11 protein-coding genes are annotated in these 16,431 nt (G+C 44.4%); 6 read left to right on the top strand and 5 right to left on the bottom strand.

The window, feature by feature from the left end; translation table 11 throughout:
• Window positions 1-246 precede the first annotated feature (246 nt).
• The 3 genes from rfbD (at window position 247) to DQM55_RS07430 (ending at window position 6,385) form a co-directional block, all read left to right on the top strand.
• Entirely contained in the window at window positions 247-1,101 is an 855-nt protein-coding gene (rfbD, locus tag DQM55_RS07440) for a dTDP-4-dehydrorhamnose reductase (protein WP_111675998.1), read from the top strand.
• Between the two features lie 279 nt (window positions 1,102-1,380).
• Window positions 1,381-2,139, top strand: coding sequence for a triose-phosphate isomerase (gene tpiA, locus DQM55_RS07435; protein ID WP_002900651.1), 759 nt, complete (start codon window positions 1,381-1,383; stop codon window positions 2,137-2,139).
• A gap of 64 nt (window positions 2,140-2,203) precedes the next feature.
• A complete protein-coding gene (locus DQM55_RS07430) occupies window positions 2,204-6,385 on the top strand; it encodes a GBS Bsp-like repeat-containing protein (RefSeq protein WP_172454744.1) in 4,182 nt (1,393 codons plus the stop codon).
• A gap of 33 nt (window positions 6,386-6,418) precedes the next feature.
• On the opposite strand, the gene DQM55_RS07425 is transcribed toward DQM55_RS07430, so the two are convergent.
• Genes DQM55_RS07425 through DQM55_RS07410 form a run of 4 tightly spaced genes read right to left on the bottom strand, consistent with a single transcriptional unit; the run spans window position 6,419 to window position 10,995 of the window.
• Window positions 6,419-7,654 carry an aminoacyltransferase gene (locus DQM55_RS07425; RefSeq protein ID WP_111675997.1) on the bottom strand — a complete coding sequence of 412 codons (1,236 nt, stop codon included), beginning with the start codon at window positions 7,652-7,654 and terminating at the stop codon, window positions 6,419-6,421.
• A 14-nt stretch (window positions 7,655-7,668) separates the two neighbouring features.
• Complete coding sequence (locus DQM55_RS07420; protein WP_172454743.1) at window positions 7,669-8,883, bottom strand: aminoacyltransferase; 1,215 nt, start codon at window positions 8,881-8,883, stop codon at window positions 7,669-7,671.
• Window positions 8,883-9,692, bottom strand: coding sequence for a sugar-phosphatase (gene yidA / locus DQM55_RS07415; protein WP_111675995.1), 810 nt, complete (start codon window positions 9,690-9,692; stop codon window positions 8,883-8,885). Before yidA ends, DQM55_RS07420 begins: the two co-directional genes overlap by 1 nt.
• Before the next feature lies 1 nt (window position 9,693).
• A complete protein-coding gene (locus DQM55_RS07410; protein WP_002904212.1) occupies window positions 9,694-10,995 on the bottom strand; it encodes an HD domain-containing protein in 1,302 nt (433 codons plus the stop codon).
• A gap of 115 nt (window positions 10,996-11,110) precedes the next feature.
• Between DQM55_RS07410 and DQM55_RS07405 the strand changes: the two genes are divergently transcribed.
• The 3 genes from DQM55_RS07405 (at window position 11,111) to DQM55_RS07395 (ending at window position 15,359) form a co-directional block, all read left to right on the top strand.
• Entirely contained in the window at window positions 11,111-11,497 is a 387-nt protein-coding gene (locus tag DQM55_RS07405) for a YwiB family protein (RefSeq protein WP_002906853.1), read from the top strand.
• A gap of 285 nt (window positions 11,498-11,782) precedes the next feature.
• The gene (locus tag DQM55_RS07400) at window positions 11,783-14,479 is read left to right on the top strand and encodes a cation-translocating P-type ATPase (protein ID WP_172454742.1); all 2,697 of its coding nucleotides are present in this window, start codon (window positions 11,783-11,785) and stop codon (window positions 14,477-14,479) included.
• Window positions 14,480-14,567: 88 nt separating this feature from the next.
• Window positions 14,568-15,359 (top strand): DUF2785 domain-containing protein, encoded by a 792-nt coding sequence (locus tag DQM55_RS07395; RefSeq protein ID WP_111675993.1) that lies wholly within the window; start codon window positions 14,568-14,570, stop codon window positions 15,357-15,359.
• On the opposite strand, the gene DQM55_RS07390 is transcribed toward DQM55_RS07395, so the two are convergent.
• Window positions 15,353-16,213, bottom strand: coding sequence for a metallophosphoesterase (locus tag DQM55_RS07390; protein WP_111675992.1), 861 nt, complete (start codon window positions 16,211-16,213; stop codon window positions 15,353-15,355). The genes DQM55_RS07395 and DQM55_RS07390 overlap by 7 nt on opposite strands.
• Between the last annotated feature and the right edge of the window lie 218 nt (window positions 16,214-16,431).

Here is a 16,431-nt window from a genome sequence, read left to right as displayed (position 1 = left end):
AGAAATAAAGAAAAGATTCATTTTAATATGATTATGCATTGTTAAAGTTTATACTGTCAATTTGAAATGATGCTAAGTTTTCTGATTATCACTTACATAATGTTGCATCATTTATATATGGAGTGTAAAAAGTATGAGATTTTTTTCCTAAAAATGACTAGAGGTATGATTCGACCAAGCAGATTTTTTCTGCTTTTTTTGTTATAATAAACTCATTGAATGTTTATGATGTGAAAGGAAAGACAAATGATTTTAATTACAGGTGCGAATGGACAGCTAGGTACAGAGCTTCGCTATCTTTTGGATGAGCGCAATGAGGAGTATGTGGCTGTTGATGTGGCAGAAATGGATATTACTAATGCCCAAATGGTGGACAAGGTCTTTGCGGAAGTCAAGCCAAGCTTGGTTTATCACTGCGCAGCCTATACCGCAGTTGATGCGGCTGAGGACGAAGGAAAAGAGCTGGACTATGCCATCAATGTGACCGGTACCGAAAATGTGGCAAAAGCAGCTGAAGCACACGGAGCAACTTTGGTCTACATCTCAACAGACTATGTCTTTGACGGACAAAAGCCTGTCGGTGAGGAGTGGGAAGTAGATGATCGGCCAGATCCGCAGACTGAGTATGGCCGTACCAAGCGCATGGGCGAGGAGCTGGTTGAGAAATATTCCAGCCGTTTCTATATTATCCGTACTGCCTGGGTCTTTGGTAACTACGGTAAAAACTTTGTCTTTACCATGCAAAATCTTGCTAAGACGCACAAAACTCTGACTGTAGTCAATGACCAGCATGGCCGTCCGACTTGGACTCGTACGCTGACTGAGTTTATGACTCATTTAGCTGAAAATCAAAAGGAATTTGGTTATTACCATCTGTCTAATGATGCGGCAGAGGACACCACTTGGTATGACTTTGCAGTGGAAATTCTCAAAGATACGGATGTGGAAGTCCAGCCGGTTGATTCCAGCAAATTCCCGGCTAAGGCTAAGCGACCTTTCAACTCAACTATGAGCCTGACCAAGGCTAAGGCTACAGGCTTTGTCATTCCGACTTGGCAGGATGCCTTAAAAGAGTTTTACAAGCAAGAGAAGAAACAGTGATTTTCTTTGAAGTTGATAAAAGCGACAGAACTTAGTCTCAGACTAGGTTCTGTTTTTTTTTCTAGCAGACTAAAGAAACGATTTTCAGGAGCGTGCTCTGGTGGAGAAATAGCTAGCTTGAAGATGCGGGTGGAAAATGAGAATGAGAAGAATTTTCCACAGATGTTATCCCCTTAAAATAAAGATGTTTCAATTTGATGAAATTCTGTGGATAACCTTTATTATTTCATTCAACTATGTTACAATGTTACTATAAATAAATAGAAGAGGTGTGTGAATATGTCACGTAAACCATTTATTGCTGGTAACTGGAAAATGAACAAAAATCCTGAAGAAGCAAAGGCTTTTGTAGAAGCGGTTGCTGCTAAGCTACCTTCTTCAGATTTGGTAGAAGCTGGTATCGCTGCTCCAGCACTTGATTTGACGACTGTTTTGGCCGCAGCTAAAGGAAGCAATCTTAAGGTAGCAGCCCAAAACGCTTACTTTGAAGATGCAGGTGCCTTCACTGGTGAAAACAGCCCTAAAGTTCTTGCAGAAGTTGGAGTTGACTACATCGTTATCGGTCACTCAGAACGCCGCGATTATTTCCATGAAACAGACCAAGACATCAACAAAAAAGCGCATGCTATCTTCCGCAATGGTCTGGTGCCAATCATCTGCTGTGGTGAATCGCTTGAAACTTACGAAGCTGGTAAAGCTGTAGATTTCGTTGGTGCTCAAGTATCAGCTGCTTTGAAAGACTTGACAGCTGAGCAAGTTGCATCATTGGTTATCGCTTATGAGCCAATCTGGGCTATCGGTACTGGTAAGTCAGCAACTCAAGACGACGCTCAAAAGATGTGTAAAGCAGTTCGTGACGTTGTAGCAGCTGACTTTGGTCAAGAAGTAGCGGACAAGGTTCGTGTTCAGTACGGTGGTTCTGTAAAACCTGAAAATGTTGCGTCTTACATGGCTTGTCCAGATGTTGACGGTGCTCTTGTTGGTGGTGCATCACTTGAAGCTGAAAGCTTCTTGGCATTGCTTGATTTTGTAAAATAAAAAATGTTGAAAAAAGACTTGTCCTCCCAAAGGTGACAAGTTTTTTAAAAGTTGGAGAGAAAAGTTGAAATCGAAAGAATTAGTTTATTTAGCGAGTACGGCTATTTTGTTGGCAGCGACTGCCAATGTTGCAAAAGCCGAGGAACATACTGTCGCTGAGTCAGGAGTTTTAAAAACAGAAAGGTCTGTTAGTTCCCAGAATCAGACAGTGAATGCGGCCGCATCACAAACGTCTAATCAGCTGACTGTAGCAGTATCATCTGTAGAACAGTCAGTTCAAGCTGTTAAGCAAGAGGAGGAAGCAACGAACGCTACAGGAACAGCTATTGAGTCTGGAGGAGCAGCTCAATCAGTTCCTGTAGAAACTCAGGTAGCTTCTGCTAAGCCAGAAGGGCAAAGTCAGCCAGATGCAAATGCTTCTAATCAGAATGAAACTGCAGCTGATCAGTCAGCAAAAGCAAGTTCTTCTGTTGCAGATTCTGCTATTGCCTCAGAGCCCAAGGCTAGTCCTGCAGTAGCATCAGCACCAAAAGCTAGTAGTGCTGGAAAAACTGTATTTTATAATGCGGGGTCAAAGGCTCAGGCAGCCCGCGGGAATTCCCAAGCGGAGATTAAAGGCACATCCTTTGTAGATGTCAGCAGCCACAATGGCCATATCAGCGTAGACGACTATCGTAAATTAGCCCAGCAAGGGGTTGGCGGTGTCGTTGTCAAACTGACTGAAGGAACCCATTACACCAATCCATTTGCTGAGTCTCAAGTGAGAAATGCGCAGGGTGCTGGTTTACAAGTATCGACCTATGCCTTCTCGCACTATACTAACGATGAAGAAGCGAGAGCCGAAGCTCGTTATTACGCTGCCTTTGCTAATAGACTAGGTCTTCCTAAAAATACAGTTATGGTCAATGACATGGAAGATCCCAAAATGCAAAATGGGATTAACCAGCATACCCAGGCTTGGGCGGATGAGATGCGCAGACTGGGTTATTCTAACCTGATGTATTATACCAGTGCCAGCTGGCTGGATCAAAATAATCTTCGCAGCAAGGGACCTGTCAATACATCGCAATTTGGCTATAGCAACTTCTGGGTGGCCCAGTATCCGTCCTCTAATTTAAATCTTGATGGAGCTAAATCTCTCAAATACAACAGTGGTGCTGGAGCATGGCAGTTTACAGCACAGGCTCAGCTGTTAGCTGGCAAGCATGTATTTGACCATAGCGTGGATTACACTGGGAGATTTACCCAGCAGTCTGCTCTTGCTAAGCAGCCTTTAAAGGGTAACATCAGTATTCAGAATAAGAATAATGTCAACGGCAGCTTTGATGTTGTGATTTCAAACGTTTCTGCTCCTTATGGAGTGTCTGTTGTTAGTGTTCCAGTGTGGTCTGAAGCTAATGGTCAAGACGATATTATCTGGTACACAGCCACTCAGCAGGCCAATGGTACTTATAAAGTTTCTGTTGATTCTAGTAGACATAAAGATTCAGTTGGCAAGTACAATGTCCATCTCTACTATGTCCGCAATGACGGCCAATTAGTCGGTGTTGGCGGTACTACAACCAATGTATCTGTCGTCAAGCCACAGGGCAAAATCAGCATCCAGAATCGTAACAGCGAAACTGGTGATTTCGATATTGTGGTTTCAGGTATCTCATCCCCTGGTGGTCTTAAGACTGTCTCTCTGCCGACTTGGTCAGAGGCCAACGGCCAAGATGATATCAAATGGTATACTGCTGAACGTCAGGCTGACGGCACTTATCGTAAGCGAGTACGCATAAGCGACCATAATAATGTGCAGGGCGAGTACAATGTGCATCTCTACTATGTTCAAAATGACGGCCGCTTGGTTGGTGTAAACGGCACTAAAACGACCGTTTCTCTTGGAAAACCTAAGGGCACCATCAGTATTCAAAATCGAAATAAAGAAACCGGCGATTTTGATATTGTGGTTTCAGGTATTTCATCTCCGGGCGGTCTGAAGGAAGTTTCCCTGCCAACTTGGTCAGAGGCAAACGGCCAAGATGATATCAAGTGGTACAACGCTGAGCGTCAAGCTGATGGCACCTATCGTAAGCGTGTCCGTCTGAGCGATCACAAAAATGTTGAGGGTGAGTACAACGTGCACCTTTACTATGTGCAGAATGACGGCCAGTTGGTCGGTGTAAGTGGCACTAAAACGACTATTTCTATAGAAAAACCAAAAGTTCAAGGCAAAATCAGTATTCAGAATCATAACAGCGAAACTGGTGATTTTGATATTGTGGTTTCAGATATCGTATCGCCAGGCGGTCTCAAGACTGTTTCCCTACCAACTTGGTCAGAGGCCAATGGCCAAGATGATATCAAGTGGTACAATGCAGAACGTCAGGCTGACGGTACTTATCGGAAACGAGTTCGACTGAGCGATCATAACAATGTCCAAGGCGAATATAATGTGCATCTCTACTATGTGCAAAATGATGGCAAGCTAGTAGGAGCAGGTGGCATCAAGACCAACGTTTCTATCAGCAAGCCGCAGGGCAAAATCAGCATCCAGAATCGCAACAGCGAAACCGGCGATTTTGATATTGTAGTTTCAGGTATCGTATCTCCAGGCGGTCTTAAGAATGTTTCCTTGCCAATCTGGTCTGAAGCCAACGGCCAAGATGATATCAAGTGGTACAACGCAGAACGTCAGCCGGATGGTACCTATCGTAAGCGAGTCCGTGTGAGTGATCACAAAAATGTTGAGGGCGAGTACAATATTCATCTCTACTATGTGCAAAATGATGGCAATCTGGTTGGTGCTGGTGGCGTCAAGACTAATGTTTCTCTAGACAAGCCAAAGGGCAACATAAGTATTCAAAATAAGAATAATGTCAACGGCAGTTTTGATGTTGTGATTTCGAACGTTTCTGCCCCTTATGAAGTGTCTGCTGTCAGTGTTCCGGTTTGGTCTGAAGCTAATGGTCAAGACGATATTATCTGGTATACAGCTACTCAGCAGGCTAATGGTACCTATAAAGTTACTGTTGAATCTAGTAAACATAAAGACTCGGTTGGTAAGTATCATATCCATCTTTACTATGTCCGTAACGACGGGCAGTTAGTCGGTGTTGGCGGTACTACAACCAATGTGTCTGCAGTTAAACCACAGGGCAAAATCAGTATCCAGAATCGTAACAGCGAAAATGGCGATTTTGATATTGTGGTTTCAGATATTGTATCGCCAGGCGGTCTCAAGACTGTTTCCCTGCCAACCTGGTCAGAGGCCAACGGTCAGGATGATATCAAGTGGTACAACGCGGAACGTCAGCCGGATGGTACCTATCGTAAGCGAGTTCGTGCGAGCGACCATAACAACGTTCAGGGCGAATATAATGTGCATCTCTACTATGTGCAAAATGATGGCAGGCTGGTAGGAGCAGGTGGCATCAAGACCAACGTTTCCATCAGTAAGCCGCAAGGTAAAATCAGTATTCAAAATAAGAACAACGATACTGGAGAGTTTGACATTGTAGTATCAGGCATTGTGGCACCAGAAGGTCTCAAGACAGTTTACCTGCCGACTTGGTCAGAAGCGAATGGTCAAGATGATATCCAATGGTACACAGCGGATCGTCAGGCTGATGGCACTTATCGTAAGCATGTATATGCGCGTGACCATAAGAATAATGCAGGCGAATACAATGTTCACTTGTATTACTTAAATAATCAAAATCAGCTGCAAGGAGCTGGCGGAGAAAAGACCTCTATCTCTATAAACCGTCCTCAGGCAGCTAGTCAGCGAGACCGTGTTCTTGCGGCGGCAGCTGCTATGGTAGGTGTCAGGGGAGGCAGTGCTGAGCATCAGCGCTTGGTCAACGATTATAATAGTGTCAGACCGCTGCCAGTTGGTTATGCTGTGAAAAACACAGATGACTGGTGCGACATTTTCACGACGGTTATTTTCCAAAGAGAAGGCTTGAGCGATCTTATCGGCCGTGAGTGTGGTGTAGAGCGCCATATTCATATTTTCCAAAGACTAGGTATCTGGAATGAAGATGGTAATTCGACTCCTAGCGCAGGCGATATCATCACCTTTAACTGGGACAAAGATACCCAGCAAAACGATGGCTGGGCTGATCATATCGGTATTGTCGAAAAAGTTGAAAATGGCATCATTCACACGATTGAAGGCAACAGCAATAACGTAGTTAAACGCAATACTTACCGCATCGGTCATGGAAATATCCGTGGTTTTGCGACACCGCGTTATAGATAAACATACAAAAAAACCAAGGGAAACCTTGGTTTTTTAACGTCTTAGAATTTTCTTTATGAGCTGAAGCAGCTTAAACTTGAGAGGGTTAGGGTAGTAGCGGAAAGTTCCCATTTTTCGAACGATGAAGCCGTTGAAGTTTTGTTTGAAGCGCAGAACACCGTCAGAACCGTCGAAAATTCCCATAATGCCGAGGAAATTATAAAATGGAATGCCTCTCTTGATACTTTCGGTCATAACGTATTCCTGCAGCAGGGCAGGGGCGTAGAATTTGTTAAACTCAGGATAGGAGCCGCTGAAAAGATAGGTTGCTTCCTGAGGAGTATAGATAAAGAGGCTGGCAGCCAGGACTTGGTCTTGGTCGCCGTACTTGTCAATCAGTTCTTGGGCTTCTGCTTTGCGGGTTTCAAAGCTATCAAACTGGCTGGAAAGTTCTCGCAGCTGATTTTGTTTCTTTTCAGATTGAGGATTTTTTTCCAAGTCAGCCTGCAGTTTCTGGATTTTTTGGCCCAGTTTCTCTTGGTCTTTTTGTAAGTTCTGAAGATATTCCTTGAGGTTGAGACTGGCTGTCATAAAGTCCGCCTGCTGACCAAAGCTATCATAAAAATCTTGATAGTAGTCTAGTGGCTTGTCATCATATTCCCGCCGGTCAGAAGTAGCAGCTGTGATGTCTTTGAAAACGCTGAGTTGGTCACGTTCTAGCCTTTTTAGCTTGATGCCAAAGGTATTCGCTTTTTTGACGGTCGCCTTGCCGTTTTTACTGAAGGACTTGAGCAAGTCTTTCTCTGTCAGACCAGCTAAGTTTTTGACATAATGCCAATCAGGCTCCCCGCCTGGATAGTCTGTCTGTAGGCCGTCAAAGTCAAAGCCCAAATCAGTCAGTTGCTGGATAAGCTCGCCTTTTTCATCAGATGTGGGCTGGCCATTGCTGTCAAAGGTCTGATAAGTCTCGTAGGGCTTGATGATGAGCTCTAGAGCGCCTTCTTTTTTAGCATAAGCCTGCAAAGCTTGATAGAAGGGAGTCAGGTATTTAGCATCGGTAGAGACAGGACCGCAGTTAATTTCCATATGAAGGCCGCCAGTCATAGGCATGCTGTAGAGGACAGCTGACACCACTACCTGTCCCTGCGGGTCAGTGTAGCCGACATACTGGGTACTGAAGCCACGCTTGCTCAGCAGCTCTGCCATTTCTACGGTCTGCATGAAAGAGCGTTGGGAGCTAGCTGAGGTATGCTGGATGAATTCTTCTTGGCTGAGAAGTTTAAAGGTCATAGGCTTCCTTTCTGTTAATGCTTGCTGCGCAGTTTCTTTCTGATAGTGTAGGCCAGATTGGAGAGGTGGTAAAGAGGATTGGTTGGCAGGTTGAACTCACCAGCGAATTCCTCAATGGTTGGATTGAACTTGGATTTAAAGCTGTAGAGACCGCCCTTGAGATCGTTTTCGATTCCACCCATATTTTGCCAATCTGCTCCGCGCTCAAAAGCATGTTTGGCCGTTTCGTACCAAGTGATGATGGCAGGCTGATAACGACGGTATTCCTCGTCCATTCCGGCATAGATATTTTCAGAGGTTTTGCCATATTCTAAGACCAGTGTGCCAGAAAGGGGAACGACAGCACCCCCTTGGCTGATTTTGTCCTGCAGAAAGTCAATCTCTTCTTGGAGGCGTTTCTGTTCTTGCTGGTTATTCTCAATCTTGCCAGGCTTGGTTTTCTCGGTAAATTTCTCTGCTTCCTTGAGAGTCTTGGTCAGCTGAGCCTGCAAGTCTTCCAATCGTGCCTTTAGATCAATGCTGGACAAGGTGATGTAGGAGTGCTCAGGATAAGTGTCCAAGAGTTTTTGGTAATAATCTTTGCCGCGCAGGTGGATGTTTTTTCTGTTTTCTGTCTTTTTCATCAAGGCTGAAAAGTCATCCAGTAATTCTGCTCCGCCAAATTGGATTTGGATGCCTTTGTTACGGGCTGTGCGAATAGCCTGGCGAGTACTCTTAGAAAGCAGATCCTCGCTGAAATCTTCTTTATGGATATTGGCCTGCAAGCGAGGCTGGATGGTTTCGTCCAGAGACTCAGTCCGTCCGACCCAGACAGCTCCTGCTTCCTGTAACTGTTGAATCAGCTCAACCGTCTCTGTATTGTCTTGCAATTCAGCACCCATCTTGCTTTCTGCCAGAAAGAGGCTAGGGTCAAACTTGATAAAGAGCGCTTTTTTCTCCTTGGCAAATTTCTTGAGCGACGCCAAAACAAAGTTCAGCAGCTCCTTGTCACCATAGTCCATTATGGGACCGCGCGGAATATAAAGCATGGTCATCCCCAAGGGCAGTGGTTTAATCAGGACACTGGCTGCAGCAACCAAGTGGTCGTCTTTATAGAAGCCCAAGCGCTCATTGGCCCAGTTATCCTTGATCTGAGCCCAGGCTGAACTCTGCAGGAGATTGGCCTGTGGATGGGCTGTGACAAAATCGTCGTGTTCCTGAGCTGAAATTCCAAATTTGTAACTAAACATTATTTTAAAACCCACTCTCTAATGGCGTGTGCTACGCCGGATTCGTCATTCGATTTGGTGATATATTTGGCGATTTTCTTGAGTTCTTCCTTACCGTTTTCCATGACAACAGGAGAGCCAACAGCTTCTAGCATGGCACGGTCGTTTTCTTCATCACCGATAGCCATGGTCTGCTCCTTGCTCAAGCCCAGTTTTTCAGCTAGATGGAGGACAGCAGCACCTTTATTGACAGTCTTTTTGACAATTTCCAGATAAAAAGGAGCTGACTTAACTAGTGTATATTTTTCGGCTAATTCCGGTGGCAGCTTAGCAATGGCCGCATCCAGAATGTCCGGTTCATCAATATACATGCACTTGACGATTTCTTTATTGGCCATTTCTTCAGGAGTGCGGTAGAAGATAGGCATGCTGACCAGATTGGACTCATAAACAGTGTACTTGCCGATGTTGCGATTGGCTGTATAAATGCCGTCCTTGGTGATGGCATGCATGTGGACACCTAATTTTCGCCCGAGCAGTTCGATATCCAGATAGTCGTCATAGGTCAGTGTTTCTTTGATTAATTCTTGACCTGTAACAGTATCCTGCACCAGTCCGCCGTTGAAGGTAACGACATAGTTGTCTGGCTGATTAAGCTCTAGCTCCTCGAGAAGCTTTTGAACTCCTGCAATAGGACGGCCGGTTGCAATGACGATTTTGACACCAGCAGCCTTGGCATCCTGAACAGCGCTGAAGACTTCAGGAGTGATTTCTTTTTGGTTATTTAAAAGGGTGCCGTCAATGTCGACGGCAACTAATTTGATAGACATTTTATTCTCCGTAGGTAAATTGGTCGTTTTTGATATAGTGCATAAAGGTCTGGTTTTTTTCGCTGAATAGTCCGGTCTCTGCCAGCATTTCCTTGGGGAAGTAGAAGCGATTATCGCCCTGTCTGGTCCCGGCTAGCGAATGAACGATAGGAGATAGGCTGGACAGTTCTGCTAAGCTACCATCTTTTTGCAGAATTTCTATCTGAGTCCGGGGTTTTTCAACGTCAGGCCGGTAGAAATCGTAAGGTAAATCAAAATTACGATGGATAGCAGTATAGTAATCAGGGTCAAAACCAACCTGTCCAACTAGGTCTCGCATGATATCCAAATGCGCTTCGTTTTCCTGAGAGAAGACGATAGACTTAAAGACCTTGCGGTTGATAAAACGCTGAGCCAAGTCTGATAAAATTTTGTCTGGACTAGTCATCCAAACTTGGAAATAGGTATTCATAACACCATCATCCAAGGCCAGATAATCCTGCAGGGTCACTCTGTTTTCAAAGAATGGAATGAGATTGGGCGATGACAGCGCAAAATAATCTTTCTGGGCCGGATAGAGGAACTTAGCTCGCTTGAGCAGATTTTGCAGCAGAACTTCCATAGCTCGACTGGCCGGGTGGAAATAAACCTGCATGTACATCTGGTAGCGGCTGACTACGTAGTCTTCTACCGCATGCATTCCATTGCGCTTGAAAGCAATGCCGTTTTCTACCGGACAAATCACTCGTAAAATTCTGGTTAAGTCAAATTGCCCATAGGAAGCGCCAGTAAAGAAGGAATCGCGCAAGAGATAATCCATCCGGTCCACATCAATCTGGCTGGAAATCAGCTGGACCACCTGCTTATTGGGATAGGTATGGTTGATGACGCTAGCTACCTTTTCTGGGAAATCCGGCGAAACCTGCACCAGTACCTGATGAATCTCTGTTTCTGGACTGGTGATGATTTGCCGCGTAATGTCCTCGTGATTGGTATCAAAGAGGCGCTCAAAAGTGTGTGAATAAGCTCCGTGTCCCAAGTCATGCAGGAGAGCGGCTGTCATGGTCAGCAGGCTTTCATGGCTGTCCCAGTTGGATTGGTATTTTTCATTGAAAATCTTGGTGATGCGCCGGGCAATCTCATAAGCTCCCAGACAATGCGAAAAACGGCTGTGCTCCCCACCGTGGAAGGTATAGCCGGAAGTACCCAGCTGTTTGATGCGGCGCAGCCGTTGAAATTCTTTGGTATTGATTAAATCATAGATAACCTGATGGTCCACATGAACATAATTATGAACCGGGTCGCGAAATACTTTTTCAATCATGCTACCATTATACCACAAATCATAGTAGGAAAAAAATCAAAGCTGCAACTGAAAGAAGAGCAATTTTGTCCTTTTTTTGATAAAATAGGGAAAGAAAAAGAGAAACGAGATAAAGATGCAAATCAGAATAAAAAATCACATCCAGCTGGACGGGCATACCGAGCTAATCGATCAGGTCTACGATACGGACTGGACGCAAAAAGGAGACTATCATTATCTGCTATACAAAAATGAAGAAGGAGAGAAAGTAGTTCTGAAGTTTCACGATAAAGAGCTGGTTATGACGCGCTTTTCTGAGCCTAAGTCCATCATGCGTTTCATCAGTCAAGGACAGACGCTGGTTGGCATCCATACACCTGTGGGCTTGCAGCAGTTTGTGACCGATACTTCTTTCTACAAGGTTGATTTGACCAAGCAGGTTCTGCAACTTCATTATCAGCTGAAAACTGTTGATGGAGAACAGATTTTTGCCAGCTATGAAATGGAGATTAGCTGGGGTTAGCTGCTATTCTCCGAGAAAGCTCTTGAAAATCAGAATGTTTCCCCTTGCAAAAGCCTGAAAATTTGGTATAATAGTTTCTAACTCAAGGGAGTAGCTAACGGAATAACCGTTACAAGGTCGTCAATACGAAAGAAATTTCCGGCCTTGTATGAAATAGCGAGACTTGTTAATAAACAGGTCTCTTTTTTGTTTCTGACTTTTTGGATATGACTGGTGCGGCTCAAGATGATGAGTCGTAGTGGTCAGAAAAGTTCAGAAATAAAAGAGGCCAAGAGGAGGAATACATTGTCAAAAGAACAAAAGCGCCAAGCTTTTTACACCCAGAGTCCTGAGGAAATTTTCAAAACTTTGGACGCTTCAGAGCAAGGTTTGTCCAGTCAAGAAGCAGCCAAGCGTTTAGCTGATTATGGCCGCAATGAACTGGATGAAGGGGAGAAAAAATCTCTCTTAATGAAGTTTTTGGAGCAGTTCAAGGATTTGATGATTATCATCTTGTTGGTAGCAGCTGTCTTGTCTGTTGTCACATCAGGCGGCGAAGACATCGCAGATGCTTTAATCATCTTAGCAGTCGTAATCATCAATGCCATCTTCGGTGTCTATCAGGAGGGCAAGGCTGAAGAAGCCATTGCAGCTCTCAAATCCATGTCCAGCCCGGCTGCACGTGTCCTGCGTGATGGTCATGTCACAGAAGTAGATTCTAAGGGGTTGGTACCTGGTGATATTGTTAGACTGGAAGCCGGTGATGTTGTCCCAGCGGATATGCGACTTTTAGAAGCTAATTCACTGAAAATCGAAGAAGCAGCTTTGACAGGTGAGTCTGTTCCGGTTGAGAAAGATTTGACTGTTGAGGTAGCTGCAGATGCTGGTATTGGCGACCGGGTCAATATGGCTTTCCAAAACTCAAATGTGACCTATGGTCGTGGGGTTGGGTTGGTTGTCAATACAGGGATGTATACGGAAGTCGGCCATATCGCAGGTATGTTGCAGGATGCGGATGAAACGGACACACCTCTTAAGCAAAATCTTAATAGTCTGTCTAAGGTTCTGACCTATGCTATCTTGGTGATCGCTGCGGTGACCTTTGTAGTCGGTGTCTTCATTCAAGGTAAAAATCCACTGGATGAGCTGATGACCTCTGTAGCCTTGGCAGTTGCGGCTATCCCTGAAGGTCTGCCAGCTATCGTTACCATTGTGCTGGCTTTGGGAACTCAGGTTCTGGCTAAGCGGAATTCGATTGTCCGTAAGCTTCCAGCTGTTGAGACTTTGGGATCAACGGAGATTATCGCTTCGGATAAGACCGGGACCTTAACCATGAATAAGATGACGGTCGAAAAAGTCTTTTATGACGGGGTCCTGAATGAAGCTGGACAAGATATTGACCTTGGACTGGAGCTGCCGCTCTTACGTTCGGTTGTTTTGGCCAATGATACCAAGATTGACCAAGAAGGAAAGCTAATTGGTGACCCAACGGAAACAGCCTTTATCCAGTATGCTTTGGACAAGGGCTACGATGTGAAGGCCTTTTTAGAGAAATATCCTCGAGTAGCTGAGCTGCCATTTGATTCAGATCGTAAGCTCATGTCTACTGTCCATCCATTGCCAGATGGGAAATTCCTTGTGGCAGTAAAGGGTGCACCAGATCAACTATTGAAACGCTGTGTTGCCCGTGATAAGGCTGGAGATGTTGCAGCGATTGATGATGCTACTTCACAGCTGATTAAGTCTAACAACTCAGACATGGCTCATCAAGCTTTGCGTGTTCTTGCAGGTGCCTACAAGATTATTGATGCAGTTCCGACTGACTTGACATCTGAAAATCTAGAAAATGATTTAATCTTTACTGGTTTAATCGGTATGATTGACCCAGAACGTGCAGAAGCAGCAGAAGCTGTTCGTGTAGCCAAGGAAGCAGGTATTCGTCCGATTATGATTACCGGTGACCATCAGGATACAGCTGAAGCTATCGCCAAGCGCTTGGGTATCATCGAAGAAGGAGATACTGAAGACCATGTCCTAACTGGTGCAGAGCTCAATGAGCTTTCTGATGCAGAATTTGAAAAGGTTGTTGGCCAATACTCTGTCTATGCACGGGTTTCTCCTGAGCATAAGGTACGGATTGTCAAAGCTTGGCAAAACCAAGGTAAGGTCGTAGCCATGACAGGTGATGGTGTCAATGACGCACCAGCTTTGAAGACAGCCGATATCGGTATCGGTATGGGCATTACAGGTACAGAAGTATCTAAGGGTGCCTCTGACATGATTCTAGCAGATGATAACTTTGCGACCATCATTGTAGCCGTGGAAGAAGGACGTAAGGTCTTCTCTAATATTCAAAAGACCATTCAGTATCTCCTTTCAGCTAATACAGCTGAGGTACTGACTATTTTCTTGGCAACCCTCTTTGGTTGGGATGTGCTGCAGCCAGTTCATCTACTCTGGATCAACTTGGTAACGGATACCTTCCCAGCTATTGCTCTGGGAGTTGAGCCTGCTGAGCCAGGTGTCATGAGTCATAAGCCTCGTGGCCGTAAGTCTAGCTTCTTCTCAGGTGGAGTGATGAGCTCTATCATCTATCAGGGTGTCCTGCAAGGGGCTTTAGTTCTGGCGGTTTATGGTTATGCTATCTCTAATCCCGTCCATGTTGGTGATATAAAGGCTATCCATGCGGACGCTCTGACAATGGCCTTTGCAACGCTTGGCCTCATCCAGCTCTTCCATGCTTATAATGTAAAATCTGTTTACCAGTCTATCTTTACAGTTGGGCCATTCAAGTCTAAGACCTTTAACTGGTCTATTCTGGTTTCTTTCGTCCTATTGATTTCAACTATTGTAATTGATCCACTGGAAAAGATTTTCCATGTGACCAAGCTGGACTTGTCACAATGGACAGTTGTTCTGATTGGTAGCTTTGCCATGATTGTCATTGTTGAAATTGTTAAGTTCATCCAACGTAAATTAGGTATGGATAAGAATGCTATTTAACAGCAAAAAGTCATCTGCGGATGGCTTTTTTGCGTACAAGGCGGTATAATCAAATTCAAAGAAAGCAACTCGAAAGGACGGTGAAAGTATGTATCAAAACTTACGAAAGAAGTTGGAAGAAGCTTCTCCTTTATATTATGAGGAAGAAATCTTATGGTTACTGGATCATATTGGTTATCCAGAAGCGACAATCCGTGATGAGTTAGTCTTTTCGTCCTTAGCAAGGGGACTTCAGGCTGACATATTTTCAGTTGAACAGTTTCGTTTCTTGGCTCAAGAAGCAGTCAAAAGACAAGGACTTTTTTACGAGAGTGATAAAAATGGTCAAGCTACCTTAACACGTTCCTTCACGGCTTTACTTTATGCCAATCTCTTAAACTGCGATGGTAATCCAAACTCTTCGTATTATCAGGCTTTATCAGTGCAAGGAAGAAAATACTTACTAGATAAGGGGCTAACCTACTTGTCAGTAGAAAGAGACACAAAGGGTTACTCCAGGAAATACGGTTGGGTTCATGCCTTCGCTCATGGAGCAGACTTATTGACAGAAGTGGCTTGTCATCCGGACTTTCCCTCCAGTAGGATGCCAGAGGTTTTAGAGGTCATTCATCAAGTTTTTAAAAAAGTTTCAGTCCGTTTCGGAAATGATGAGGATTGGCGCTTAGCCCAGGTGCTCTATCAAGCTGTCTTAAAGAAAAAACTGTCGCAGCATGAATTTAGATTGTGGCTTCAATCACAGAGTTTTCCATTGGAAAACAACCAAGATTTCATTGCTTTTTCCAATTTTCGTTCCTGTTTATTAGAAGTCTATGTGCAGTTGGACAGCAAAAAACAGCTCTCAGATGAGCTGAGAGCTGCAATTCAACATTTCCATTACTGAACTTCAATCACTGTTAAAGCATCTCGCAGTTCAGCTGCTAGGTGTTTTTTCTTATAGTCTCGAAATTCGGCTAAATCTTTAACAGCATTATAACGCTTGTGCAGGCGGTACATCTGGGGAATCTGATACTGAGGAAAATCATTAAAAAAGTTCCGAGTCAGTTCCCATTCACGAATGTAGCCCAGAGGACGCATATGGTAGCGGACACCTTCGATGACACGGCTTTGGTGGCGGTGATGGAGATGACCGAAAACCACCTCTTTCACTCTGTATTTGACAAAGAGCCGATGAAAAGCTTGGCTTCCTAGAAAGGCGTTGAAGCGCTGGAAATAGGGATGGTCGTATAGAAAGTCTTGATGGGGGACAAAATGCAGAGCAACAATAATTGGGCCATCTAAAGTCATCAGCAATTTTTCTAACTCTTTCAGAGTCTGAGCTGTAATGCTAAGGTCGTCGAGTTGACGCGCCAATCTGCGGTCAAACCAGAAATTGGTCTTTGTTCTCAGATGCTCTTCCTTGCTTTTTTCTGGAGCAAAGCTGTAATCGTACCAGCCAGAAAAGCTGACGAGCTTGGTCCGACCGAACTGCTGGACCTGAAAATCATAGTTTGAAATTTCTTGCTCAGAAAGTCCCAGCATATCGTGGTTTCCCAGATTAAAAGAGAGGGGAATCTCTTGCTTCAAAGTTTCAAGAAAGGGCAAACTGATCTTGGTCAGGTCGTTGGACAAATCTCCTGCGATGTGTAGGTGGTCAATCCCTTCCTCTTTTAAAAGTTGGCGAAGAGCTTGGCGCTCAAAATCTCCAAACTGATTGGAGTCCAGATGGAGGTCGCTCATAAATCCGATTCTTGTCATGGTTTTAGTCTAGCATATTTTTCAAAACTTGGAAATGCTTAAGCACCTGTGGAGAGTCTCCCTTTTATTCGAGCACCTCATAAATTATAGTGATTTTATATTTCGTTTATCCATGGACGAGGTCTAGGAAGGCTTGAAATAATTCTTCCAACCCCATGTCATTATATTACTTTTCTAACAATTAGGTGACAAGGAGTCGCTTGTCTTGCCTAGCTAGG

It is taken from the genome of Streptococcus sanguinis (assembly GCF_900475275.1).
GTDB classification, from domain to species: Bacteria; Bacillota; Bacilli; order Lactobacillales; family Streptococcaceae; genus Streptococcus; species Streptococcus sanguinis_N.
The sequence above is the reverse complement of the archived record's forward strand: the minus strand, read 5'-3'. Positions and strand labels throughout refer to the sequence as shown.

What these genes read in the sequence shown, in the direction of transcription:
- DQM55_RS07390 (WP_111675992.1), bottom strand. Translation starts at nt 16,213, where the DNA reads ATGACAAGAATCGGATTTATGAGCGACCTCCATCTGGACTCCAATCAG.
- DQM55_RS07410 (WP_002904212.1), bottom strand. Translation starts at nt 10,995, where the DNA reads ATGATTGAAAAAGTATTTCGCGACCCGGTTCATAATTATGTTCATGTG.
- DQM55_RS07420 (WP_172454743.1), bottom strand. Translation starts at nt 8,883, where the DNA reads ATGTTTAGTTACAAATTTGGAATTTCAGCTCAGGAACACGACGATTTT.
- rfbD (WP_111675998.1), top strand. Translation starts at nt 247, where the DNA reads ATGATTTTAATTACAGGTGCGAATGGACAGCTAGGTACAGAGCTTCGC.
- DQM55_RS07425 (WP_111675997.1), bottom strand. Translation starts at nt 7,654, where the DNA reads ATGACCTTTAAACTTCTCAGCCAAGAAGAATTCATCCAGCATACCTCA.
- yidA (WP_111675995.1), bottom strand. Translation starts at nt 9,692, where the DNA reads ATGTCTATCAAATTAGTTGCCGTCGACATTGACGGCACCCTTTTAAAT.
- tpiA (WP_002900651.1), top strand. Translation starts at nt 1,381, where the DNA reads ATGTCACGTAAACCATTTATTGCTGGTAACTGGAAAATGAACAAAAAT.
- DQM55_RS07395 (WP_111675993.1), top strand. Translation starts at nt 14,568, where the DNA reads ATGTATCAAAACTTACGAAAGAAGTTGGAAGAAGCTTCTCCTTTATAT.
- DQM55_RS07405 (WP_002906853.1), top strand. Translation starts at nt 11,111, where the DNA reads ATGCAAATCAGAATAAAAAATCACATCCAGCTGGACGGGCATACCGAG.